The sequence below is a fragment of the Tritonibacter litoralis genome (assembly GCF_009496005.1).
GTDB classification, from domain to species: domain Bacteria; phylum Pseudomonadota; class Alphaproteobacteria; order Rhodobacterales; family Rhodobacteraceae; genus Epibacterium; species Epibacterium litoralis.
In genome coordinates, this window is the sequence record NZ_WIBF01000001.1 from 822,099 (window position 1) to 847,652 (window position 25,554).

18 protein-coding genes are annotated in these 25,554 nt (G+C 58.4%); 10 read left to right on the forward strand and 8 right to left on the reverse strand.

Going from position 1 to position 25,554, the window contains the following annotated elements; genetic code table 11:
• Nucleotides 1–112 precede the first annotated feature (112 nt).
• On the forward strand, nucleotides 113–1,417 hold the full coding sequence (locus tag GFB49_RS03985) for a hypothetical protein (RefSeq protein ID WP_153214471.1): 1,305 nt from the start codon (nucleotides 113–115) through the stop codon (nucleotides 1,415–1,417).
• A 45-nt stretch (nucleotides 1,418–1,462) separates the two neighbouring features.
• Here GFB49_RS03985 and GFB49_RS03990 read toward each other — a convergent pair whose 3' ends face one another.
• The gene (locus GFB49_RS03990; protein WP_343032461.1) at nucleotides 1,463–3,802 is read right to left on the reverse strand and encodes a Tex family protein; all 2,340 of its coding nucleotides are present in this window, start codon (nucleotides 3,800–3,802) and stop codon (nucleotides 1,463–1,465) included.
• A gap of 309 nt (nucleotides 3,803–4,111) precedes the next feature.
• On the opposite strand from GFB49_RS03990, the gene GFB49_RS03995 reads away from it, so the two are divergent.
• Nucleotides 4,112–4,837, forward strand: a complete 726-nt coding sequence (locus GFB49_RS03995; RefSeq protein WP_153214472.1) for a substrate-binding periplasmic protein — start codon at nucleotides 4,112–4,114, stop codon at nucleotides 4,835–4,837.
• A gap of 281 nt (nucleotides 4,838–5,118) precedes the next feature.
• Nucleotides 5,119–6,633, forward strand: coding sequence for an Asp-tRNA(Asn)/Glu-tRNA(Gln) amidotransferase subunit GatB (gatB, locus tag GFB49_RS04000; RefSeq protein WP_153214473.1), 1,515 nt, complete (start codon nucleotides 5,119–5,121; stop codon nucleotides 6,631–6,633).
• Nucleotides 6,634–6,731: 98 nt separating this feature from the next.
• Here the strand turns inward: gatB and GFB49_RS04005 are convergent, their stop codons facing one another.
• The gene (locus GFB49_RS04005) at nucleotides 6,732–9,068 is read right to left on the reverse strand and encodes a methyl-accepting chemotaxis protein (protein ID WP_153214474.1); all 2,337 of its coding nucleotides are present in this window, start codon (nucleotides 9,066–9,068) and stop codon (nucleotides 6,732–6,734) included.
• A gap of 238 nt (nucleotides 9,069–9,306) precedes the next feature.
• Here GFB49_RS04005 and GFB49_RS04010 point away from each other — a divergent pair, with 238 nt between their 5' ends.
• Nucleotides 9,307–9,861 carry a DUF4177 domain-containing protein gene (locus GFB49_RS04010; RefSeq protein WP_153214475.1) on the forward strand — a complete coding sequence of 185 codons (555 nt, stop codon included), beginning with the start codon at nucleotides 9,307–9,309 and terminating at the stop codon, nucleotides 9,859–9,861.
• A gap of 12 nt (nucleotides 9,862–9,873) precedes the next feature.
• On the opposite strand, the gene GFB49_RS04015 is transcribed toward GFB49_RS04010, so the two are convergent.
• The gene (locus GFB49_RS04015; protein ID WP_153214476.1) at nucleotides 9,874–10,128 is read right to left on the reverse strand and encodes a BolA family protein; all 255 of its coding nucleotides are present in this window, start codon (nucleotides 10,126–10,128) and stop codon (nucleotides 9,874–9,876) included.
• Nucleotides 10,129–10,235: 107 nt separating this feature from the next.
• Between GFB49_RS04015 and GFB49_RS04020 the strand changes: the two genes are divergently transcribed.
• From GFB49_RS04020 to GFB49_RS04045, 6 genes are all read left to right on the forward strand, one after another.
• A complete protein-coding gene (locus tag GFB49_RS04020; RefSeq protein WP_153214477.1) occupies nucleotides 10,236–10,862 on the forward strand; it encodes a DnaJ domain-containing protein in 627 nt (208 codons plus the stop codon).
• A 229-nt stretch (nucleotides 10,863–11,091) separates the two neighbouring features.
• Entirely contained in the window at nucleotides 11,092–11,703 is a 612-nt protein-coding gene (locus GFB49_RS04025) for a methyltransferase family protein (RefSeq protein ID WP_153214478.1), read from the forward strand.
• 211 nt (nucleotides 11,704–11,914) lie between these two features.
• The gene (gene cobS, locus GFB49_RS04030) at nucleotides 11,915–12,901 is read left to right on the forward strand and encodes a cobaltochelatase subunit CobS (protein WP_153214479.1); all 987 of its coding nucleotides are present in this window, start codon (nucleotides 11,915–11,917) and stop codon (nucleotides 12,899–12,901) included.
• 162 nt (nucleotides 12,902–13,063) lie between these two features.
• Entirely contained in the window at nucleotides 13,064–14,944 is a 1,881-nt protein-coding gene (gene cobT, locus GFB49_RS04035) for a cobaltochelatase subunit CobT (protein ID WP_153214480.1), read from the forward strand.
• Nucleotides 14,945–15,296: 352 nt separating this feature from the next.
• A complete protein-coding gene (locus tag GFB49_RS04040) occupies nucleotides 15,297–17,087 on the forward strand; it encodes an aminopeptidase P family protein (RefSeq protein ID WP_153214481.1) in 1,791 nt (596 codons plus the stop codon).
• A gap of 64 nt (nucleotides 17,088–17,151) precedes the next feature.
• Nucleotides 17,152–17,493, forward strand: a complete 342-nt coding sequence (locus GFB49_RS04045) for a DUF427 domain-containing protein (RefSeq protein WP_153214482.1) — start codon at nucleotides 17,152–17,154, stop codon at nucleotides 17,491–17,493.
• Between the two features lie 508 nt (nucleotides 17,494–18,001).
• On the opposite strand, the gene GFB49_RS04050 is transcribed toward GFB49_RS04045, so the two are convergent.
• The 5 genes from GFB49_RS04050 to ftsZ form a co-directional block, all read right to left on the reverse strand.
• Nucleotides 18,002–19,681: a chloride channel protein gene (locus GFB49_RS04050; protein WP_153214483.1), complete on the reverse strand. Its 1,680-nt coding sequence runs from the start codon at nucleotides 19,679–19,681 to the stop codon at nucleotides 18,002–18,004.
• Nucleotides 19,682–19,790: 109 nt separating this feature from the next.
• Complete coding sequence (gene recN, locus GFB49_RS04055; protein WP_153214484.1) at nucleotides 19,791–21,443, reverse strand: DNA repair protein RecN; 1,653 nt, start codon at nucleotides 21,441–21,443, stop codon at nucleotides 19,791–19,793.
• A 27-nt stretch (nucleotides 21,444–21,470) separates the two neighbouring features.
• Entirely contained in the window at nucleotides 21,471–22,322 is an 852-nt protein-coding gene (locus GFB49_RS04060) for an outer membrane protein assembly factor BamD (RefSeq protein WP_153214485.1), read from the reverse strand.
• 238 nt (nucleotides 22,323–22,560) lie between these two features.
• Nucleotides 22,561–23,496, reverse strand: coding sequence for a UDP-3-O-acyl-N-acetylglucosamine deacetylase (gene lpxC, locus GFB49_RS04065; RefSeq protein WP_343032462.1), 936 nt, complete (start codon nucleotides 23,494–23,496; stop codon nucleotides 22,561–22,563).
• A 208-nt stretch (nucleotides 23,497–23,704) separates the two neighbouring features.
• On the reverse strand, nucleotides 23,705–25,369 hold the full coding sequence (ftsZ, locus tag GFB49_RS04070; protein ID WP_153214487.1) for a cell division protein FtsZ: 1,665 nt from the start codon (nucleotides 25,367–25,369) through the stop codon (nucleotides 23,705–23,707).
• Nucleotides 25,370–25,554 lie beyond the last annotated feature (185 nt).

Genomic DNA, 25,554 nt, shown 5'->3' on the forward strand with positions numbered 1-25,554 from the left:
CGTTAACTTTTTTCTGCAGGCACATCTAAATCCCCACAAAGGCCATTTTTGCGCCCCAAAGTCACGGGATCTTGAGTTAACCCAAGATGCTGCCAATCTGCGGAAAAACTGAATGCTTACGTCTCATCGCCCTGCGGCCCGCGCGCTGCTGCGCTCCCTTGCCCCGCTGCACAAAGCAACGGCATCCCTGCGCGCACGCCTGCCGTTGCCCCCTGCTTTGACTGTGACCCGACAGGTCCATATGGTTGAGCCTGGCCGAAAGGTCTCTCCTTTATTGTCGATCCCGGTTCAACACGACAGCGAGGATGAGCAGCAATGCCAGGATGCGCGCGCCCGCGGTTTGTTTTTGGCACGCCAGGAACGGTGGGGCGATCTGATCCAACACTTGCAAGAGGCGGATACCGCACGGGCCGCCACAGGTGTGGGCCTGCCGATTGCCGACCTTATGGCCTTTGGCGCGCGATCTGATGTGGTGAACGGTGTGGAACAGGCGCTGGATCACTGCCCGACGCCGGATGACGCGCCGTTGTTGGCCGGGATCATGGCATTGGAAGAAGCACGCGCCAATATGGGCTGTCAGCCTTTTATGTCCGCACTCGTGGCCTCGGCCCATGTGGACATTGGTTGGGCCTGGCGCAGCGACGCCGCGCAAAACCTAGCCAGCCGCACATTTGAGGCCCGCGCCCAGGCCCATTTCAAACGAGCCTGGACCTTGATGGAACCGTTGGAACGTTCCGCGGCTGACAGCCCGTTTCTGCAAGAGGCCGTTTGCGCGGCCATGTCCACACAGGGGGTGGCAGCCGTGAAGCTGGCCGACGCCTATGCGCAGTTGATCGAACTGGATCCGCTGAACTATCGCAATATGCGTGCGCTGGGGGTCGCCATGTCGCCCAGCCGATACGGCGGTGGCGAAGCGTTGGAGCTGGAAGCCCGCCGCGTTGCATCCCAGACCCAAAACATCTGGGGCGCGGGCGGGTACACCTGGACCTATTTTGACGCGCTGACAAGTGAGGACGCGGCCTGCCAATCGCTGGACGTTCCGTTGTTTTTAGAAGGCCTGCGTGACATTGTTGAAAACCGCCCCTCGCAGGAAACCGTAAACCTGTTGATTGCGTTTTGTGCCATTGGCATCAATCTGCGCGAGACCGCCACCCCCGAGGTCACAGCCGTGCGCGCCAAAATTGCTGAGGCGTCAAATTGGCTGACACGCGATCATTTGCAGGAAATCCACCCTTTCCACTGGGCGCATGCAGCCACCGGTTTTGCCAATAACGCCAAGGTCCCCTCCCCCCGTCGTTTTGCCGCGCGCGGCCGCGACGACGCACATCGATTTCTGGAGAAATGCTTCCACGAAGAGCTGGCCCAAGGCTGCCAGGTGCAGTTCACCGAAGCCGGGCTGGAGGTTCAGCCCAGCTGATCAAATGAGGCGCGCCTGGTTTCGCGCGCCTCCAGCCCGACGGGGTTACTTTTTCTTGAACGCATCCATCAGGGCCGCCCCCAGCGCGCCGGTGTCCTGTGTCTTGCCTTTGGCACCCCCTTTGGGCGGGCGCGCCGACATCTGCCCCTTGCGCGCAGGCCCACCCGCTTTGCGCCCGCCGCGATCAGAGCGCCCATCGCGGTCCTGTTTGGCCGAAGCTCCCCCGTCCTTGCGCATGGTCAAACCAATGCGTTTGCGCGGCACGTCAACCTCGGTCACCGTGACCTTGACCACCTGCCCAGTTTTCACCACCTCATGCGGGTCTTTGACAAATTTGTCGGCCAATTGACTTACATGGACCAGCCCATCCTGATGGACGCCGATGTCCACAAAGGCCCCAAAGGCCGCCACATTGGTCACGGTCCCTTCCAGCACCATGCCCGGTTTCAGATCCGAGATCTCCTCGACCCCATCCGCAAAGTTTGCGGTTTTGAAGGACGGGCGCGGATCGCGGCCGGGCTTGTCCAATTCAGCCATGATATCGCGCACCGTAGGCAGGCCAAAACTGTCGTCCACAAAATCCTCAGCTCTGAGCCGGGTCAACGCAGCGCTATCCCCCATCAGATCGCGAATGTCGCGCCTACAGGCCGATACGATCTTGCGCGCCACCGCATAGGCCTCTGGGTGCACAGCAGAGGCATCCAAAGGTTCCTTGCCATCCCGGATGCGCAGGAAGCCTGCGCATTGTTCAAAGGCTTTGGGCCCCAGACGCGCCACTTTCAACAAGTCGCGCCGGGATTGAAACGCGCCGTTCATATCGCGATGCGCCACAACCGCCTCAGCCAATCCAGGCCCCAGACCGGAGACCCGTGCCAACAAGGGGGCTGAGGCCATGTTCAGATCGACTCCAACCGCGTTCACCACATCCTCAATAACCGCATCCAGTGACTTGGATAGTTTATGCTGGTCCACATCATGCTGGTACTGGCCGACGCCGATGGATTTGGGTTCGATCTTGACCAGTTCCGCCAGCGGGTCCTGAAGGCGGCGCGCAATCGATACCGCACCGCGCAAGGACACATCCAGATCCGGAAACTCGCGCGCCGCCAGTTCCGACGCAGAATAGACCGAGGCCCCGGCCTCTGACACCACAACTTTGGTTGGCGCTTTCACCTTGGCAGGCAGGTTTTGCAAAACTTCACCCACCATCCGCTCGGTTTCCCGGCTGGCGGTGCCATTGCCGATGGCGACCAGTTCGACCCCGTGATTGGCAATCAGCTTCAAAATCTCCACCTGCGCGCCCCGCAGGTCATTCTTGGGCTGAAACGGGTATAGGGTCGCGGTGGCCACCAGTTTCCCGGTTGCATCAACCACCGCCGCTTTGACGCCGGTGCGTATGCCCGGGTCCAACCCAAGGGTCGGTCGCGCACCGGCTGGCGCGGCAAACAGCAGGTCCTTGAGGTTGCGCGCAAAGACATCAATCGCCTCATCCTGTGCCCGCCCACGCAGATCGCCCATCAGTTCAAGCATCAAGGACAAGGACAGTTTCACCCGCCAGGTCCAGCCCGCGACTTTGCGCAACCACTGGTCTCCCTTGCCCTGCCCGCTCGCGCCCAGTTCGGCCGCAATCATCCCCACGGCCCGTGCAACACCCTCTTCATCCGCGGGGGCCACATCCACCGTCAACACGCCTTCATTGGCACCGCGCAACATCGCCAGCGCCCGATGGGAGGGCGCTTTGGCCCAAGCCTCGCGATGGTCAAAATAATCCGAGAATTTCGCGCCCTTCTGCTCCTGCCCTTCCACAACCCGCGCGCTCAAAACGGCGTCTCGCTGCATGAAGTCCCGCAAACGACCAATCAGGGTTGCATTCTCGGTCAACCGCTCCGTCAGGATATCGCGCGCTCCGTTCAGGGCGTCTTTGACGGTCTCCACCTTTTCCCCCAGATATCCCGCCGCCAGCGCTTCCGGATCCGCCGCGCGATCCGCAAGGATCGCCTCAGCCAAAGGCTCCAACCCGTTCTCGCGCGCGATCATCGCCTTGGTGCGGCGTTTGGGTTTATACGGCAGGTAAATATCTTCCAATTGCGCCTTGGTCTCAGCCCCTGCAATGGCCTTGGCCAGATCCGGCGTCAGCTTGTCCTGGCCCTTGATCGAGTCCAAAATCGTGCTGCGCCGCGCTTCCAACTCGCGCAAGTACCCCAAACGCTCATCCAGCTTGCGCAGCTGACTGTCATCCAGCCCACCCGTCACCTCTTTGCGATACCGCGCCACAAAGGGCACGGTAGCGCCCCCATCCAACAAGGCCACGGCGGCTGTGACCTGCTTGGCGGCCGCGCCGATTTCTGTTGCGATCATCTGGGCGATACGAGGTTGGGTATCCACGGTGAGCCTCTCCTCTTCTGGGGCTGTGGGCGATCAGTAGTAGCCTCAGCCGTGATCCGGGCCAAGGGAGAATATTCCACAGATCTTGACCAACCCCGACATCAGCGAACGCCCGCCGCGCAAGACATACGCGGACGCCCAACAACAGATGCGGGCGCATTGAGCCCGGTGCGGCAAGCGCTACCCGGGCATTAAGTCAATCTAAATTAAGGACAGCTAACGAGGAGTAGCCCGGTCAGGGCCTCCGTCGCGTGCCTTCTCCCAAAACATGGTACGCGCACATAGAAATCGTAGCCAAGGTATGAGTTCATGAAAACCAAACTGCTTCAAATCATGGCCGCCGCCGCCATCACCCTGTCTGGTGCCGTCGCCCAAGCTGAAACATATATCGCATATACCGCCAGCCTGCCGCCTTACACAATTGCCGCGGACGCGGATATGCCCGGCATTTCGCATGAGCTGCTGACGGAAATGGCAAACCGCGCCGGAGTTGAAATCGACATCCAATACCTTCCCTGGAAGCGAGCTCAAGCCACGGTCCAAAAAACTCCCAATAGCCTCCTGTTCACCGCCAGCCGATCGGCCGCGCGCGAGGATATCTATGGCTGGGTGGTCGAGATGGTCAGCCCGCGCGAAGCATTTGTGACGACTAGTGCCCCGGTCAACTCCCTTGAAGAAGGAGCAGCACTGTCACGTATCGCAATCCTCGCCGGGACACCGCGCGAACGGCGCCTGAACGAAGCAGGTTTCACCAATTTACAGGCCTCCAAAGATACACAAACGGCTGCGCGTCTTCTCGAAGGTGGGCGGGTAGAAGCATGGTACACATTGGACCAGCGCGCTGCGTTCGTTTTCAAGTCCGAAGGCTTTGATCCCAGCCAGCTGACATTTGGCGAACCGACCAGAGTGAACAGCAACTGGCTCGCCTCCAACAAGGAATTCCCAGCAGACGTTTCGGCGGCCCTCGCTGCCGCCTTGGACGAGATGCGTGCCGACGGCACCTATGACGCGATCCTCGCAAAATATCTGAACTGATCGCCCTCACCAGGCCGGACAGTTGAAAGCGGCGGGCCTCTGTGCTCGCCGCTTTTAGGTTTTCGAGATATGCACAGCCGACAAAATCAGGATGATGAACCGCACAGGCCTGCGCGCATTCCAAGTGCGGGATTTGGGCAAACAAGTCTCTGCCTCGGGCCCAAAAGCATTGCGCAATTTGGGCAAGTCCAGCCCCAAGATCTGAATGCCCCCTTGCTCCTTGCTTCACTCGGGCCTAGAACCGCAGAGATACCGATGGACCACAGCAAAAAGGGCCAAAGATGCTCGACCTGACATATGAACTCCCCAAGCCCAAGGTTATCGCGGGTGCCAAGCATGACTGGGAATTGGTCATCGGCATGGAAGTGCACGCGCAGGTGAGTTCGAACGCCAAACTTTTCTCTGGCGCATCCACCAAATTCGGAGCTGAACCGAACTCCAACGTGGCTTTTGTTGATGCGGCCATGCCGGGCATGTTGCCGGTGATCAATGAATTCTGTGTGGAACAAACCGTGCGCACAGGTCTGGGCCTCAAGGCGGATATCAACCTCTGGTCCGCGTTTGATCGCAAGAACTACTTCTACCCGGATCTGCCGCAGGGCTATCAGATCTCCCAGCTTTATCATCCGATTGTGGGCGAAGGCGAAGTGCTGGTGGAACTGGGGGATGGAACCGCGCGCAATGTACGCGTGGAGCGCATCCATATGGAACAGGACGCGGGCAAGTCGGTCCATGACATGGATCCGAACATGTCCTTTGTTGACCTGAACCGGACCGGCGTCTGCCTGATGGAGATCGTCTCCCGCCCTGACATTCGCGGCCCCGAAGAGGCCGCCGCCTATATCGCCAAGCTGCGCCAGATCATGCAGTATCTGGGCACCTGCGACGGCAATATGCAAAACGGCAACCTGCGCGCAGACGTCAACGTCTCGATCTGTCTGCCAGGCCAGTATGAGAAATTCCAGGAAACCGGCGACTTCTCCCACCTCGGCACCCGCTGTGAGATCAAGAACATGAACTCCATGCGCTTTATCCAGCAAGCGATCGAGGTTGAAGCCCGCCGCCAGATCCAGATCGTGGAAGCGGGTGGCGAGATCGAGCAGGAAACGCGCCTTTATGATCCGGACAAGGGCGAAACCCGCTCCATGCGCTCCAAGGAAGAGGCGCATGACTACCGCTATTTCCCTGATCCCGACCTTCTGCCGCTGGAGATCGAACAGGCCTGGGTTGACGATATCGCCGCCAAACTGCCGGAACTGCCGGATGATAAGAAGGCGCGTTTTATCGCGGATTTTGGTCTGACAGATTATGACGCCTCGGTTCTGACCGCCGAAGTGGAAGCGGCACAGTATTTTGAAGCTGTGGCCAAGGGACGTTCCGGCAAGCTGGCTGCCAACTGGGTGATCAATGAACTCTTTGGTCGCCTGAAAAAGGACGAAGACAAGTCCATCACCGAAAGCCCCGTCTCACCCGAACAGCTTGGCAGCATCATCGACCTGATCGCGTCCGACGCGATTTCCGGCAAGATCGCCAAAGACCTGTTTGAAATCGTCTATACCGAAGGTGGCGACCCGGCGCAGATTGTCGAAGAACGCGGCATGAAGCAGGTGACAGATACGGGCGCGATTGAAGCCGCTCTGGACGAAATCATTGCCGCCAACCCGGCACAGGTGGAAAAAGCCAAAGAGAACCCAAAGCTGGCAGGCTGGTTTGTCGGCCAGGTGATGAAGGCCACCGGCGGCAAGGCCAATCCCAAGGCCGTGAACCAGCTGGTGGCGCAAAAACTGGGCAGCTGACCCGAACGACATAAAAGTAAAAAAGGTGCCCAGCGAGGCACCTTTTTTACTTATTCACTTATGGTTGCGCGCAACACTTGGCCTTTTTCATATGCGCGTTAGAAGGACGTCCATTTGTCGTCATTTGCTGCGACAGCGACAGTCTCGTCTTGGTGCTCCACGAGTGTATCCAGCTCGGCTTCCATGCTCGATTTGGGCGCAGCTTGTTCCAGTGTGTTGCTTGCAGCTGCTGAAGGTTCGGCGGTTTTAAACTTGTCGACAAAGCTGTTCAGCTTGTTCACATCAGCGCGCAGTAGATGTGAGGCCGCGGTGCTCTCTTCGACCATGGCAGCGTTTTGCTGTGTGACTTGGTCCAGTTGGGACATACCCACATTTATTTCCGAAAGCGCTGTGGTTTGTTCGCGTGCGGATTCTGCAATTTGTCCAACAAGCGTTGAGATGTTTTTGACCTGATCAACAATCACAGTGAGCGCCTCACCGGTGAGTGCTACCATTTTGACCCCTTTGCCAACCTGTTGCCCACTTGTTTCGATCAAGGTTTTGATCTCACGCGCCGCATCTGCGGACCGCTGGGCCAGGCCGCGCACTTCGGAGGCAACAACCGCAAATCCGCGCCCTGCTTCGCCTGCGCGTGCAGCTTCCACACCGGCATTCAGCGCAAGCAGGTTGGTTTGGAAGGCGATATCGTCGATAACACCAATGATCTGTTCGATCTGATTGGAGGATGCCTCAATCTCGGTCATCGCCCGAATTGTGTCACGCACAACCTCACCGCTTTCCTCGGCCTTGCGGCGCGCGTCTTCTACGGTAACTTCCACATTCTCCACATGTTCAGTGGCAGAGCGCACGCTTGTTGTGACTTCCTCCAGCGCCGCAACGGTCTGCTCCAAAGTCGCCGCTTGTGATTCCGTGCGCTGTGACAGGTCATCCGCCGAGCTGGCCACCTCTCGTGCGCCTTTTTCGATATTGCCTGCCGTGTCACGTACCATCACAATCACATCGTTGAGCCCAGACAAGGCGTCATTGATGCTGTATCTGAGCTTTTTGTGTTCTTCAGGGAAGTACTCGAGGACCTTGTTGCGGAAGTCGCCTTCAGACAGCTTCATCAACGCGGTGCTCAGCAGCTGCACAACCTTGGCGTTATTCTTTTGAACGTCCGCTTCGCGCGCCTGGGCATCCGCACCTTTTTTCAAGCTAATTTGCAGATCTGCGATAGTTTTCGAGATAAAGCCAATTTCATCTGTCCGATCCTGACCCACAATCTCTTGATCGTAAACGTCCTGTCCGATGAGCTCCAATTCACGCGTCAACTGTGTGATGCGCTTGATGACCTGGCGCACCACGAACCAGACCAGAACGCAGAGCAATACGCCGGTAACCGCCAGTTCGATAGCCCCAAACAGAGTTGCGCGATTGATGAACTTGTTCGCTTCGGCCCGATCGATTTCAAACACCAGCCCCCAACTTTGACCGTTTGGAGATTTCACATGGTAGCTTTCGGACACAACCGTCGTGCCGCGTAAACCTGTGGTTTTGGGATTGTATACATCCTGACCAGCAAGCGCGACGTCAATCTGCTCAAGCTCGGGCAGGACCTCTAGCGCGGCATGCCCGTCGGAATGGCGTGAAGGCGAAAGCGCACGACGGGATTTGTCGACAAGATAGACCTCTCCGGTTTCGCCCAGCACCTCAGAATCGGACAGGATATGCGCCATCGCATCCATCGAGAGCTGGACCGCGACAACGCCCAGACGACGGCCATCCTGGAAAACAGGCGTTGACACGAACATCGCAGGCGCGTCAGCGCTGGGGGCATAGCTGTTGATTTCGGTCATATGAAATTCGCCAGCTTGAAGCGTATTTCCCGATTGGAAGGCTTCTCCAAGGTCGCTGCCCGCATATTGGCCGCTCACGAAATTGAGGGCAAAGTCGTCTTCTTTGAAGACGGAGTAGACAAGGTTGCCTGCGGTATCAAACAAGAACAGATCGTAATACCCTTGTGCCCGGGTATAGGACCGCAGCCCGATGTGATGCCGTTCATGGGCAACGGACCACAGGGAGCCATCCCCGGCCTGCTCCAATTCGTCCTTTTTCCCAACGGGATGGGTGTTTTCCGAAATGTAAAGGCGGCGCAGTTCGTCATCGACCCCGGTGCCAAAGGCCCGCCAACCGGCTGTAAAATCAATGAGTGATGATGTGACGGCATAACTGTCCGCAAGCGCGACAACCTCGTCGCGGGACTGGGTCAGCCAGTCTTCCACCGCGGCCCCTTTTTCATGGACATAGCTCGTATAGGCTGCCCTGTGGTCCGCCTCGATCGCGTCAGAGGATTGTTTCAGCTGCGTTATCCCCAAAGCCGAAACCATCATCAATGACGGGATGGCGATTGTAAGGGGCAGCTTCCAGGCAAGCTTCCAATCCGGCACTTTAAACACGTCACAATCCTCCAGGGAAATAACAACAACGACTCCTCCTTAGGTTGCTTTGCTTAAATTCTTGAGTATTGAGCTCGCCAGACCGTAAATATTTCAAAAATAATACACCATTCTTCTCCTGCAACCGGCTCTTTATCGGCTCTCTGTCCGCGTCAGGTTGGGCTTCAAACCATGCACTCGGGAGTTGACGACCCCAACGCAATCGCTAAACCTCAATGGGCAAGTCCAGGAGATTTCGATGCCCGCATTTGAATACAAGGTCGTCCCCGCCCCCGCCAAAGGCACCAAGGCCAAAGGCGTGAAGACACCAGAGGCGCGGTTTGCCAATTCTGTAGAGATCACCCTGAATGAAATGGCAGCCGAGGGTTGGGAATACCTGCGAGCTGAGCTGTTGCCGTCCGAAGAACGCTCGGGCCTGACCTCATCGACCACCAATTGGCGCAACGTTTTGATCTTCCGCCGTGCGCTTGCGGAAGAAGACGCGCAGGTGGAAGAACCGCAGGTGCAAGCCCCCATGGTTGAACCCGTCTCCGAAGGGATGGAGCCGCCAGTAGATCCAGAACCAGAACGTCTGCCAGAGCGCCCCGCGCTTCGGGCCGAACCTCTGTTGACCGTGGAAGAGGATGAGATCGCCTTTGCGGGTGATCCGTCGGCCGAGCCTTCTGTGTCGCCAGTTCCAGGGCCAGGTGCGGTCCGGATGCTCAAAGACGACGGTGTGGAAGAGGTGAGCCCGGTTGCCGGCCTCACCGCTGCGTTGCGCAATCGGGCGAACCAAAAATCAGACGACAGCTGACCCGGAGGCGTGTCAAACGCCGACGTCCAATGCCAGCGCGTGGATTTTCTGCATCACATCGCCCAGGGCTGCATGAATGGCGCGGTGCTGGGCCACCCGGGATTTCCCCGCAAAGGATGCGGACCGGATCCGCACGTTAAAGTGACTTTCGCCGCGACCGTCGTGGCCTGCATGTCCGCGATGACTGTCGCTGTCGTCGATAACCTCAATCTCAGTTGGTTCAAAGGCTGCGCGCAGCCGGGATTCGATTGTAGCTTTCATGCTCATTTTCCGCTCATCTCCATATATTTTTCTTCTCCCCCCTTCTATCTCCTGACCCTTGGATTAAACTGCTGTTCCCGAGTCGAATAGATGCGTCGAGAAGGTGACACCCCATGAGCAAGTCAGATCCTTTCGGTTTTGATATGTCCGTAAGCTCTGCCAAGAAGAAGAATCCGCGGGGGCGGCGTAGCACGTCTGGTGCCTCGGAGACCTCGCAGCGCAAATGTGACCATCCAGGCTGCAACAAGCCCGGCCAGTTCCGCGCGCCCAAAGCGCCGGATGTGCTGGATGATTTCTACTGGTTCTGCCAGGAACACATTCGCGAGTACAATCAGAAATGGAACTTCTTTGAAGGCACCACAGAGGCGGAGTTGAATGCGCAGCGTTCCAAAGACAAAGTCTGGGAGCGCGAGACCAAGCCGTTGGGCGATCCAGAGGCCCGCGCCTGGGCACGTCTGGGCATCGAAGACCCCCATCAGGTGCTGGGCGGCAATGCCACCCGCAATCCGGGCCGCAGCGGTGGGTCGGTGGGTCGTCGCCTGCCCCCAACCGAGCGCAAGGCGCTGGAGATCCTGGAGGCCAAAGACGATTGGTCCAAGGCGGAGATCCGCAAAGCCTATAAGAAGCTGATCAAAGTGCTGCACCCCGACATGAACGGCGGCGACCGCAGTCAGGAAGAACAGCTGCAAGAAGTCATGTGGGCCTGGGATCAGGTCAAAGACAGCCGATCCTTCAAATAGGCGCGTTGAAGCTTCCGAAACACCTTTGAACTGGCCCATATGGGCCAGTTTTTGCGCAGAGAGGCAATTCCAGCGGATGTGAGCCGTTGTGAAAGCCTCCAGTCTCGAATCCTCAGAATTTTTGTTACAATGGGTTGGTACCAGCAAGGGATCAGCGCCCGGTGGGCGCCGTTGCCGTGTGGCGTAGCGTTACAGTTGAACAGCTCCAAAAGGACTGAAGACCAAACCGATGACCGATCTATTTTACAGCCTTCACCAAATCTTTCTTTGGGCCGCCATTATCTCTGCGGTTGCGCTTGGTGCGCATCTGACTTTGAGCCTTCGACGCCCCGATCTGGGCCTGTGGCCTGCGTCAGACGGTTGGCGACACCATCTGGCCTTTGGCATTTTTCGCGTCTTCTGTGGTACAACCGTTGTGTTTGCGCTCTGCGAGATCCTCGTCCACGGGTTTGGCCACTGGGCCCGGTATCTGGTGGGTGTGCCGATCATGGTTGTGGCCTTCGGCATCACCCTGTGGGGCTATAAATTCCTGGGCCTCGACAATACATATTGCGAGAGCGAAGGGCTGGTCACCGGCGGCATGTATGCCTATTCCCGCAACCCGCAATATGTCACATCGGTACTGGCGACCGTGGGATTGGGGATCACTGCCGGGTCCTGGATCACCATCGGCTTTGCCGCAGCACTCTTTGCGCTTTATTTTCTGTTTGTCCTGAACGAAGAGCGCTGGCTGCTCAAAGGCTATGGCCGTGCTTTTGTCGAATATATGAAATCCACCCCGCGCTTTGTTGATGAGCGCAGCCTGGCTCTGGCGACCCGCAATATCAAATCGGCCCTCTGATCGCCCCGACCCCTCAATTCGACCTGACGCCCGGCCCGCACGCGCCGGGCGTTTTTGCTTAGAACGCAGTCTTGGCGGGATCCAAGGGCACAGAAATCAAAAATGGATTGTACCAGCCCCTATGTCCCCCTTGCCCTTGCCTGCCAGATCGGGCACCAATCGGCGGGAACAAAACCGCCCAGCGGGTGGCACGAGGACAAGGACGACGGGAATGAGCGAAGGCTTTCTGGACAGCACTGCAAAACCGACCGAAGTGATTTCGGTCCGTGACACCTTTGGCATCGATACGGATATGACCGTCAAGGGCTTTGCCGAAAGCTCAAGCCGCGTGCCCGAACTGGACCCGACGTATAAATTTGACCCGGACACCACGCTGGCGATTTTGGCAGGCTTCAGCCACAACCGCCGTGTGATGATCCAAGGCTATCACGGAACCGGTAAATCCACCCATATCGAACAGGTCGCTGCACGCCTGAACTGGCCCTCTGTTCGCGTGAACCTCGACAGCCATATCTCTCGGATCGACCTGATTGGTAAGGACGCGATCAAGCTGCGTGACGGCAAGCAGGTCACTGAGTTCCACGAAGGTATTCTGCCCTGGGCGCTGCGCAACCCGGTTGCAATTGTCTTTGATGAATATGACGCGGGCCGCGCGGACGTGATGTTTGTGATCCAGCGGGTTCTGGAACATGACGGCAAGCTGACGCTTCTGGACCAGAACGAGATCATCACCCCGAACCCGAACTTCCGCCTGTTTGCCACGGCAAACACCGTCGGTCTGGGCGATACCACGGGTCTTTATCACGGGACCCAGCAGATCAACCAAGCCCAGATGGACCGCTGGTCGCTGGTTGCTACGCTCAACTATCTGAGCCATGACGCCGAAGCCGCGATCATCCTGTCCAAGGCGCCCCATTACAACACCGCCGAAGGCCGTAAGAAGATCAGCCAGATGGTGACCGTTGCGGATCTGACCCGGACCGCATTTATGAACGGCGACCTGTCGACCGTGATGTCGCCCCGGACGGTTATCAACTGGGCCCAGAACTCAGAGATCTTCCGCGACGTGGGCTATGCCTTCCGCCTGTCGTTCCTCAACAAATGTGACGAACTGGAACGCCAGACCGTGGCCGAATTCTACCAGCGCTGCTTTGACGAGGAACTGCCCGAAAGCGCGGCAAGCGTCTCTCTCGGCTAATGGCCGCCCTGGTCTGGCGGCACCGCCAGACCGCGCCCAATTGGCCCTCGATGGGCCATGCGGGCGCCCTCTCCCCCGTGGAAACTGGCCCGATCTTTGGCAAAAGACTGGACAGCCAAACGCAAAGGACCAATGCTCCTTTATGAAGGATCAGGTGCAGACATGAGCAAACCAAACGACAACCCGGCGGATCCGTTTAAAAAGGCCCTGGCAGAGGCCACCAAAGTCATGGCCGATGATGCAGAGCTGTCGGTCAACTATACCGTTGATCCTTCCGGCATGTCCGGGGACACCATGCGCCTGCCGCAGGTCTCGCGCCGCATGACCCGGGATGAGGTTCTGCTGGCGCGCGGCACGGCGGATGCGCTCGCAATGAAACGTCGCTTTCACAATGCGGAACTTCACGCCAAATACGCCCCGCCCGGCGATATGGCGCTGGAGCTCTATGAGGCGATGGAGACCGCCCGCTGTGAGGCCATGGGCGCGCGTTATATGCCCGGCACCGCCTCCAATATTGACGTCAAAATCACCCACGAAGCGCTACGCCGGGGCTATGATCAGGTTAAAACCTCAGCCGAAGCGCCGCTGGCGGTTTCGGCAGGATACCTGATCCGCCATTTGGCCACCGGCCGCCCCCTGCCTGCGGCCGCCGGCAACATCATGGAGCTGTGGCGCGGGTTTATTGAATCCCAGGCTGGTGAGACGCTGGAGAACCTCGACGAAACGCTGGCGGATCAAACCGCTTTTGCTAAATTTGCCCGGCAGATGATCAATGACCTTGGCTACGGTGATCAGTTGGGCGATGACCCGGACGACCTGGCTGACGAAGATGAAGCAGAGGCCGACGAAGACAGCACCGAGGATCAGGAAGACCAGGACTCTGCCGGTCAGGACGACGACGAACAAGACGACGTCGACGCCTCGCCTGAGCAAGCGCAGGAACAGCAGCAGGACGAAAGTCAGGCTCAGGTCTCGATGGATGAGATGGCCGATGAAGAGCTGGCCGATGAGACCGAAATGCCCGAAGGGGAAGCGCCGCTGGAGCCCCCCGCCCCGCCGCCCGTCTCGGAAGCCGATCCCGATTACAAGGTCTTTCTGGACGCCCATGACGAAGAGATCGCCGCCGAGGATCTGGCGGAGCCACAGGAATTGGAGCGCCTGCGCGCCTATCTCGACCAGCAGCTGGAACCGCTGAAAGGGGCCGTAAGCCGTCTGGCCAACAAGCTGCAACGCCGCCTACAAGCCCAGCAAAACCGCTCCTGGGAGTTTGACCTGGAGGAAGGCATTCTGGATGCAGGCCGTCTGGCGCGGGTTGTGGCCAACCCGACAACGCCGCTGTCATTCAAGATGGAGCGCGACACGGAATTCCGGGACACAGTGGTTACGCTGCTCTTGGATAACTCCGGCTCCATGCGCGGGCGTCCCATTTCGATCGCTGCGATCTGCGCAGATGTTCTGGCCCGCACCCTGGAACGCTGCAATGTGAAGGTGGAGATCCTCGGCTTTACCACCCGCGCCTGGAAAGGTGGGCTGGCACGGGAAGCCTGGCTGAACGACGGACGCCCCCAGCAACCCGGGCGTCTGAATGACCTGCGTCACATCATCTATAAATCCGCCGATGCACCCATGCGCCGGACCCGGACCAATTTGGGCCTGATGATGAAAGAAGGCCTGTTGAAAGAGAACATCGACGGCGAAGCCCTGGAATGGGCACATCGCCGCATGGTGGGACGCCCAGAAGCGCGCAAAATCCTGATGGTGATCTCGGATGGCGCTCCGGTGGATGATTCCACGCTTTCCGTGAACCCGGCCAACTATCTGGAAAAGCACCTGCGCGATGTGATTGCCATGGTTGAAAAACGCCGTCAGGTGGAGCTCTTGGCGATTGGCATTGGCCATGACGTGACCCGGTATTATGATCGTGCCGTCACGATCACAGATGTGGAGCAGCTGGCCGGCGCGATGACGGAACAACTGGCCGCCCTGTTTGACAGCGATCCGCGCGCCCGCGCCCGGGTGATGGGCATTCGCAAGGCGAGCTAGCTGCCAAAGGACCGGGCGCACCAAACGAAGCACTCCCGCCCCTTGGACCCGCATCAAAGATGCCGTCCCAAGCGTTGGGCGTAGCCGTGCACCAAACGGTGCACGGCGGCATCGATTACACGGACAGGTCTTGTAATCCGTCCCACGCCGCGCGGCTGCGCGGCGCCTGGCCCAACTGTTTTTGAACATTCTCTGAATGTTGGATAACAGGCGGGAGCCTCTGGTTTTTCGTAGCTCCCTCACAGCGCGACTTGCTCTGGCAATTGCAGCGTGGGAGAAGGTTGGAACACGTTTCTTTGGGCGCCTTACCCACCCAAAGAAACATCCGCCAACCGTTTTGCAGGAGCTTCACATGTACCAAAGCTTTGACGTTACCGCGCGTCCCGAACAAGGTCCGCCCCGCTTGGCGCTGTTGCGGCAGGCAATGGTACAGGCCCAGCTGGATGGCTTCCTTGTTCCACGTGCAGATGCGCATCAAGGTGAATATGTGGCACCGCGGGACGAACGTTTGGCCTGGTTGACGGGCTTCACGGGCTCGGCAGGCTTTTGTGCCATTCTCCACCAATCGGCAGGCGTGTTCATCGACGGGCGCTATCGCACGCAGGTGAAACAGCAGGTTGCTGAGGCGTTCACCCCCGTCCCCTGGCCTGAAGTCTCTCTGACCGATTGGCTCAAAGAGCAGCTACCCCAGGGCGGCAAAGTCGGGTTTGATCCCTGGCTTCACGCCGCAGGTGAAATTGCCCGGGCCGAAACCGCATTAAAAGGCAGCGGGATCGAGCTGGTGCAATGTGACAATCTGGTGGACCAGATCTGGACAGACCAACCCGCCGCCCCGGTGCAGCCGCTGACCTCTCACCCCGAAAGCCTGGCCGGTGAAAGCGCAGGTGCAAAAATCGAGCGGCTTGCTCAGACACTCAGCACATCAGGCCAGTCTGCCGCCGTGATCACCCTACCCGACAGCATTATGTGGCTTTTGAACCTTCGCGGTTCCGATGTGGCCCATAACCCGGTTGGCCTGTGTTTTGCGATTCTACATGCCAGCGCACGGGTGGACCTGTTCGTCGCGCCGGAAAAGCTGTTGCACCTTGACACTCCGCTGGACCCGGCCGTCTCCCCCCATGCGCCTGACCGCTTCCTTGAAGCCATTGGCCAGCTGAACGGCACAGTCCTGGTGGATCAGGCAACGGTTCCGCAGATCGTCGTGGATCGCCTTGGCGACAGAGTGCAAAGCGGCAGCGATCCCTGTCTGCTGCCCAAGGCAAAGAAAAACCAGGCCGAGATTGCCGGCAGCGCCGCCGCCCATATTCGCGATGGTGCCGCAGTGGTTGAGGTTCTGGCCTGGCTGGACAATCAGCCCGCTGGCAGCCTGACCGAGATTGATGTGGTCAAAAAACTCGAAGCCTTTCGCCGCCAAGATGACCAGCTGCGCGAAATCAGTTTTGACACCATCGCAGGCACCGGTCCTAATGGCGCGATCATGCATTACCGGGTGACCGAAGAAACAAACGCCACGCTCCAAGATGGGCATCTTCTGGTGTTGGACAGTGGTGGGCAATATCTGGACGGAACCACCGATATCACCCGCACGGTTGCGATCGGCACGCCGGGGGATGAAGAACGCGCAGCCTTTACCCGCGTGTTGCAAGGCATGATCGCCATGTCTCGCCTGCGCTGGCCGCGCGGTCTGGCGGGGCGCGATATTGAATGCGTAGGCCGCATGCCGCTGTGGCTGGCGGAACAGGATTTCAACCACGGTCTGGGCCACGGGGTCGGTGCCTATCTTAGCGTTCACGAAGGCCCACAACGGTTGAGCCGCACCAGCGCCATCCCGCTGGAGGAAGGGATGATCCTGTCCAACGAGCCCGGCTATTACCGCGAAGGGGCTTTTGGCATCCGGATCGAGAATTTGGTTGTTGTGGACAAGGCCCCTGCCTTGCCCAGTGGGGATGCAGACAGGGACTTCTTGTCCTGGCGGACCCTGACCCTAGCCCCAATCGACCAGCGGTTGATTGTCGCGGATATGCTCAGTAAGGATGAAAAAGATTGGTTAAACCTATACCATTCCACGGTCGCTGAACTGCTGACCCCGCTGTTGACCCCCAGTGCCAAAGCCTGGCTGGTCAAAGCGACACAGGAGATTTGAAATCCTCCTGTTACAAATGACAGGCACAAGCCTGTGACACTCTGAACGATTGAGGGAACACAACATGAGCGATATCCGCATTCGCAAAATCGAGGGCACCTGGGTGGTGCGTTCCGGTGGCGCTGTTCTGGGCGAAAGCACAAAAGTCCTGGAACTGTCTGAAGGCGATTCAGCCCCTGTGCAGTTCTTCCCCCGTGAAGACATTGCCATGGCGATGCTCGACGAAAGCGGCAAGTCCGTCGAAGAAGTAGGCAAAGGCACCGCGACCTTCTTCAATATCGTCAACCTTTCGTCGACAACAGAAAACGCAGCCTGGTCTTATGAAGCTCCCAGCGATGCGCTAAGTGAGATCAAGGATTACCTTGCGTTTGAGAAGCTTGAGAGCCTGAAAGTCGAGCAAGTCTGACGCAAAACGTTACAAAGCTGCAAAACGGAAGCGCAAGCGAGCAGCTCGCGCTTTTGTTATTTTGAAAGTCACCTTTTAACATTCTCCGGAAATTCAGGTCGCGGCGGACCATTAATTTCGGGGTAAATGTTACAATTTTGGTGTCAGACTTTACCGCACAGATCTCGTTTTGCTGAAGAATTGCGACCATGGGCACCGGGCTCATGGAATTCCATCACACATTCAATCGCAAAATCTATCAATGAATCCAATGCTATACGGGCATGGTCACTGTCTGTATTTGCGTTGTTTTTCTCCACCCTTGATGGGCTTCTTTCATAAGGACACATTTCGCTGTTTCCGCAAAATTGTGAATGACTGCTCGTTCACGTTTACTTTTGTTGGTTAACGCCTGCAGATCAAATGAAAGAAATAATTAACCAAATCACGATGCAAAAAGATCACAGTTTGTGATCCATCGTGATCTGAGAGTTTTTCCGCCGAACGGGTTTAGCAAAACGAGCGCAATTCAGCTGTGTTCTTCTGCGGCTGCGGCTGAAAGGGCGGCATTATAGGCTTTGAGCACATCAATTTGATAGAGAGCCCCCAAAAGATGCGGCTCGCCCTCTCCGGTTGCCTCGACAATTGGAATGAACTCCAAATCAGGCGTGCGCTCATAGATTAACATGGCGCGATCCAGCGTAGCGGACACGGGCAGCACAACGCCATCTGCGATCAATGTGCGGCACAGCACTTCGGACGGGCCTTTTTCCCCACCCAAAAGCCGCATCACTCCACCACATCGCTGCAAGGTCAGAACATAATCCTGTGGTCCTGCAGCCAGATGGATATCCCGGTTTTCCAATTGGGTCAGGAAGAAGGAGCGATCCACAACCTGCGAGGCAAACGCGGTAGAGACCGAAATTGCCACCATCACCGCCAGGCCGATCTGCCAATCACCTGTCAGTTCAAAGACAATCAGCGTTGTTGAGATCGGCGCGCCCAAGACCGCAGCAGCAACCGCCCCCATGCCTGCAAACGCATACAGTGTGTGGACACCAGACACTTCGGGCAACACGCTGGTGGCGATCCAGCCAAAGGCCAGCCCGGTCAATGCACCAATCATCAACGAGGGCGAAAACACACCGCCCCCCATCCGGCCGCCCATGGTGATGGAGACAGCCGCCGTCTTGATGATGACAAACAGGATGCACTGCTGGACCGTCAGTTGCCCCATCAGGGCCAGCGCCGTCGTCTCATACCCCACACCAATGATGTGCGGATACCAGATCGCGATGAACCCCAGCAGCGCACCAGACACAGCCGGGCGCAGCCAGCGCGGCAGACCTGTTACGTCTTGCACGGAATTCATGATCTTTTCCGTGAAGAACACCGAGCGCATCAAGATCACTGCAACCACGCCGCAAACGGCGCCCAGCAACAGAAAGGCCGGCAATTCCACATAAAATTGCAGCTCGCCGGGGGTCACTAGATCAAACTCCGCCACATTGCCGAATTCCAACCGGTTGATCACCGTACCGGCCACAGAGGCGATGACAATGGGTGCAAAAGCGTGAACCGCGAAGTGGCGCAACACCACCTCAAGCGCGAACAAAGCTCCGGCGATCGGCGCGTTAAAGCTGGCAGACACAGCGCCGGCTACAGCACAGCCCAACAGATCGCGCCCGGTGATTCCATCCGCGCGGATCCAATTGCTGACCCAGGTCGAAATGACGCCTGCCAGATGCACCACTGGCCCTTCTCGCCCCGAAGAGCCCCCAGTGCTGAGCGTGATCAGCGACGCCGCCGCCGAGGCCAGGCCCGCGCGCCGTTCGACCCGGCCATTGTTCAGCGCCGCGCCCTCAATGACATCCGCCACCGAACGCACCCGCGCATCCGGCGTAAACCGGTGCAGGATCACCCCCACAACCAGCCCACCCACCGTTGGAATCAACAGCAGCATGTACCACGGCAGGCCTTGGGCAAAGGAATGGATAAAATCGACGTTTTCGGCGCCATAGGCCCAGGATTGCAGAGCATTGATTGCTTTGCGAAAAAACAACGCTGCAAACCCCGCCGAGATGCCGATGACCAGGGCGATCAGCCAGAATTGAAACTGGCTTGGCCCCTGCTGTCGCAAGGCGCGCCAGGATCGCACCATAGAGGCACGCCAGTCCAAATAGAGGGTATGAAGAGTTGAGTTTGTCATAAGGGGCCAAATTTCGTCCGCTGCCGCTCTGTTTCAACCAGAGCAGTTCTAACACATCGTAAAAAACACATTAGACGCGCGGAACTTACGTTGTGTTCCGCGCCAAGGATCAATTTTCCAGAACCAACAGCGCTTTGGCCGCGCCGCGGGCCTCTTCGGTGATGACATCGCCAGACACCATCCGGGCGATTTCATCAACACGTTCGTCGGGCGGCAAAGGCACCACCTGCGACAGGGTCACACCGTCCTGGACCTGCTTCTGTACACGCCAATGATGGGCACCTTGAGCCGCGACCTGCGGCGAATGGGTGACAACCAGAACCTGGCTGCCATCGGCCAGCGCCCGCAGGCGACGCCCCACCGCATCCGCAGTTGCGCCCCCCACACCGCGATCAATCTCGTCAAAGATCAGCGTCTTGCTGGCGTCTTCACCGCGCAAGCAGACCTTCAACGCCAACAAAAACCGGCTGAGCTCACCGCCGGATGCAATTTTGTTTAGGGCACCAGCAGGCGCGCCCGGATTGGTTGCCACAGTAAAGGAGACCGCATCGATGCCTTCGGGTCCAGGGTCCGTTGGGCTGATGTCGGTTTTAAACACCGCCCGCTCCATCTTGAGCGGGGCAAGCTCGGCCATGACGGCCGTGTCCAGTTCAGCCGCGTGGCTTTGACGCGCGGCGCTGAGCGCTGCTGCCGCCGCATCATAGGCCGACTGCGCCTGCGTCAGCGCCGCTTCCTGGGCTGCGAGATCCTGATCGCCCGCATCCAATGCCGCCAGCTTTTGCCGCAGATCTTCGCCATAGGTGGCAAGTTCGTCCGGCAGCACATCATGTTTGCGCGCAAGGGCCCGGATCGCGAACAACCGCTCTTCACAGTTTTCCAGCTCGCTTGGATCAAAATCCAGACCGCTAAGGATCCGGCCAATCGCGCTTTCGGCGTCGCCCAATTCGGCCATCGCACGATCCAAGGCCGCAAGCGGCTCATCCAGCCCTTCCGTCCCCTCTCCGTTGACGCTTTCGAGCCAGCGATACGCCTCGGCCGCAGTCAGCTCGGCGCCTTCGGTCAGCAACGTATGGGCACGCGCAATGTCGCCCCGCACACGTTCAGCGTTTTGCATCTGGCGGCGACGGGTGTCCAATGTGGCTTCTTCGCCCACTTCCGGCGACAGTTTGTCGAGTTCTGCCACCGCGTGGCGCAGGAATTCCTCTTCGGCGCGGGCAGATTCGAGCGCGCTGCGCGTCGCCTCCACCGCTTTGCGGGCCGTTGCCACTGCGGACCAGGTTTGGCGCGTCGTGGCCAAATGTCCGTCAACCTTGGCAAAATGGTCAAGCATGGCGCGATGGCCGCGCGGGTTCAACAGGCCCCGGTCATCATGTTGCCCATGCAGCTCCAGCAACGTGGCCGACAAGGCACGCAGCACCTCTCCCGAACAGCGCCGGTCATTCACCCAGGCCGTCTTGCGCCCGTCGGCGGTGTTGATCCGCCGCAACAAGAGGCTGTCGCCCTGCGGCAGACCCGCCTCTTCGAGGATTGCGTGGGCCGGGTGATCATCGGTCAGATCGAACTCAGCCGTGACCTCGCCCTGCTTGGCCCCCTGGCGCACCAGTTCTGACCGGCCCCGCCAGCCCAGCACAAACCCAAGCGAGTCCAGCAAGATCGATTTGCCCGCGCCAGTTTCACCCGTCAACACGTTCAGACCCGACTGGAATTGCAGCTCCAGATGGTCAATGATCAATAAGTCACGAATTTCAAGCGCGCGCAGCATGGTCCCGCTCGGCCCCCCGTAAAGCGGTTACAACCATTCCCCTTTGACCGACTGGCGATAGATCTGGCTGAGCCAGTTGCCGCCACGATCCTTGAGCTTGAGCCCATTGGATGTGAGGAGCTTAAAGCTGTCCTCATACCACTCGGTGGATTGGTAGTTGTGTCCCAGAATCGCACCTGCGGTCTGTGCCTCATCCACCAGACCAAGCGACAGATAGGCTTCGACCAGCCGATGCAGCGCCTCAGCCGTATGCGACGTCGTCTGGAAGTCTTCGACCACCACACGGAACCGGTTGATGGCCGAGGTGAAATGTCCCTGACGCAAGTAATAGCGTCCGATTTCCATTTCCTTGCCCGCCAGATGGTCAAAGGCCAGATCGAATTTCAAGATGGCTGAGCTTGCGTATTCGCTGTCGGGATAGACCTCGATCACGGTGCGCAGGGCCTGCAAGGCCTGGAAGGTCAACCCCTGGTCCCGACCGATCTCATCAATCTGGTCATAATAGCTGAGCGCCAGAAGATACTGCGCATAGGCCGCGTCTTCGTCGGTTGGATAGAAATCGATATAGCGCTGCGCCGCGCCGCGGCTGCTTTCGTAATCCTTACCGCTGTGGAAGGTAAACGCCTGCATGATCAGCGCCTGTTTGGCGAGTTCAGAATACGGGTAAAGCCGTTCAACTTCAGAAAAGAAGTAGGCCGCGTCCTTGTTGCGCTTGCGCGCCAGTTCAAACTCACCCCGTTCAAAGATCTGTTGTGGCGTAAAGATCTCAAGGTTTTCCTGTCGTGCCGCCGCATCGCCATCCGCGCCACCGCAGTTTGCGAGCATAGCCATCAGAAGAACTGAACCCGCGAATTTTGTGGCCGTTCTGATGCCGAACATATGTCTAACCTCGTCGTCATTCCAACCGGGACAAGCCCGCTGTGCAGCCCTGCCTCGCCGGGTCTAGCACATTCGTTTATGGGACAAAATCACTTTTGCCCCCATCCGGTTCACTTGGCCCGGAATATGCCGCTCGGTCAAGGGTATGACGGTCAACAGAACGCGAACCCGATGCTCTTTGGACAACAAAAAAGGTCCGCTCGGGCGGACCTTTGATACTTACACCAACATTCGCGACTTAGGCGACGCGACGCTGTTGTGGGATCTCCCCCCAAACAAGCCCCTGCCCCGGCAGGCGAGAGATCATGATCGGGTCACACAAGACACGTTCCACTGCACCCGGCGTGCCAAACAGGGCCCGCAAAAGTGTGTTGGTCAGTGAGTGGCCTGCGCGTTCACCGATGTAGTGACCAAACAACGGACCACCGGCAAGCGCCAGATCCCCCAACGCGTCCAACATCTTGTGGCGCACAGGCTCATCCGAGTGACGCAGCCCTTCGCCGCTTTGGACCACATGGCCATCAAACACAACCGCGTTTTCACCGGGGATGCCGCCCAAGGCCAGACCGGCCGCCTGCATCGCATCCACATCCGCGCGACGGCAGAACGTGCGGCAATCACACAGCTCACGGGCAAAGGCACCGTTGCGCATGTCCAGCGACCGGGTTTGGCGACCAATGGCGGCCTCTGCAAAATCGATATGAAATTCGATCTTCAGACGATCCGAAGGTTTCAGCGTTGCACGCGCGCCTTCGTCATTGGTAACGGTGACTTCTTTCTTCACGCGATAGGCCACAATCGGCTGCGACTGACGCGCGACGCCGTGTTTCATGATGCCGCGTACAAAATGCGCTGAGGAACCATCCATGATCGGCACCTCGGGTCCGTCCAGTTCGATCAGCGCATTATGAACGCCGCAGCCTGCCAGCGCGGCCATGATATGTTCAACGGTTGAAACAGAGACTTTGGCGTCATTGACAAGACGGGTGCACAAGGGCGAGCGTTCGACTAGGCTCCAGTTCGCAGGAACCAGAGTGTCGCCCAATGCGATATCCGTGCGGCGAAATACGATCCCATGCCCCGCTGGTGCGGGAAAAAGCTTCATGCGGACGGGTTTGCCGGAATGGAGACCGACGCCATCAAACGTCACAGATGCTTTGAGCGTATTTTGCACAATGTGCCTCTTTCGTTGCCACAATCTTAACGATTGCCTTGCAAACAGAGGTAAGGCCTTCGCAGAAAAGTCACAATTCAATCTTTGTAACGGAATGAAACACGCCCGAAACAAATAGGCAAAACCCCGCTCACGAACCATTAATGCGTTGTTTTGAAACGAAAAAGCCGCCTCTCGGCGGCTTCTCTAACTGTAAAAAACGAGCTATTTAATTCGCCTGGCGTCGCAGGAAGGCTGGAATTTCGATCCGTTCCTGATCGGGATCCGCCTGACGCTGCGTTTGCGGCGTGCCTGCAGGCTGCTGCACCATCGGCTGTTGGCGCATCGGCGCGTTCTGCCCGTGATCCGGTTGATTGTTGTTGGTCATCCGGTGGATCAGAGAGTTCAACCCAAAACGGCGCTGCTCTGCGGCGTCAGGTTGCGGAGCTGGTTCCGGCTGCGGCGCAGGAGCGGATTGTTGCACCGGAGGTGCCATCCGCTGCTGCGGTTGCGCTGCTGCAGCCGCGGCCTGCAGGCGTTGCAGCGCTTCTTGTGACGGGGTGCCTGGTGCCGGCGCTTTGGGTGCGACAAAGCCAGGGGTGCCTTCGGTCATTGCATCCGCTTGCGGCTGGAATTCGGCCACAGCCGGGCGATAGGCTGGCGGCGGCAAGCCGTCGTCACCCATTTCCTCGGCGGTTTCGATCACTTCGGGCTCGGGCTCAGCACCGGCGGCTGGCTCCATTCCTTCAAACAGCGACGGCTCTTGGGGCTGTGCGACTTGTGCAACCGGCTCTGGCGCGGCGGCTTGCGCAACAGTGTCCAGTGTCAGCGGCGCAGGGGCCGCCTCTGCTTTGACTTCGGCTGTTACGGTCTTGGTCAGGGGCGCAGACATCGGACGACGCGGCACCGGCATTTCAGTGTTCACATCGGTTGCGTCGATACCGGTTGCCACGACAGAGACGCGCATCTTGCCGTCCATTTCGGTGTCCAAGGTCGAACCAACGATGATGTTCGCTTCTGGGTCCACTTCCTCGCGGATGCGGTTGGCGGCTTCGTCCAGTTCAAACAGGGTCAAGTCATGGCTGCCGGTGATGTTGATCAGAACACCTTTGGCACCGCGCAGCGAAATCTCGTCCAACAGCGGGTTAGCAATGGCCTTCTCGGCGGCCTGAACCGCGCGATCTTCGCCTTCGCCCTCACCGGTGCCCATCATCGCCTTGCCCATCTCGTCCATCACGGCGCGCACGTCCGCAAAGTCGAGGTTGATCAGGCCGGGGCGCACCATCAGGTCGGTAACGCCTTTGACACCTTGGTACAGAACGTCATCCGCCATCGAGAAGGCTTCGGTGAACGTGGTCTTCTCATTGGCAAGGCGGAACAGGTTCTGGTTTGGAATAATGATCAGCGTATCGACAACGCGCTGCAGGGCTTCCACACCGTCTTCGGCCTGGCGCATCCGTTTGGCGCCTTCGAATTGGAACGGCTTGGTGACAACACCCACCGTTAGAACACCCAATTCCCGCGCCGCCTGCGCGATGATCGGCGCCGCACCGGTGCCGGTGCCGCCCCCCATACCAGCGGTGATAAAGCACATATGCGCCCCCGCCAGATGGTCCACAATTTGTTCAATGCTTTCTTCGGCTGCGGCCGAGCCAACCGAGGGGCGCGCACCCGCGCCCAGACCTTCGGTGACTTTGACGCCCAGCTGAACACGGCTTTTGGCCGAGCTCTGTTGCAGCGCCTGCGCGTCTGTGTTGGCGACGACAAACTCGACACCGTCCAGCTCTTTGGCAATCATATTGTTGACAGCGTTTCCGCCGGCCCCGCCGACACCAAACACCGTGATCCGCGGCCGCAGTTCTTCTTGTCCGGGCATCGAAAGGTTCAAAGCCATGATCTATCCGCCTGTGTTTTTTCGCCCTCCCGCAAAGGGCATTTTCCTGTCCTAATATTGAAACAAGTCTACCCAAGGCAAAGAGTCGCGTCATCCCCAAAAGCTAAGGCCACCACAAAATATGGCAGTTTTATGGTGAAAAAACGCGGCATTTCGCCGATCCAAGCAGATCTTGCGTTAACGAT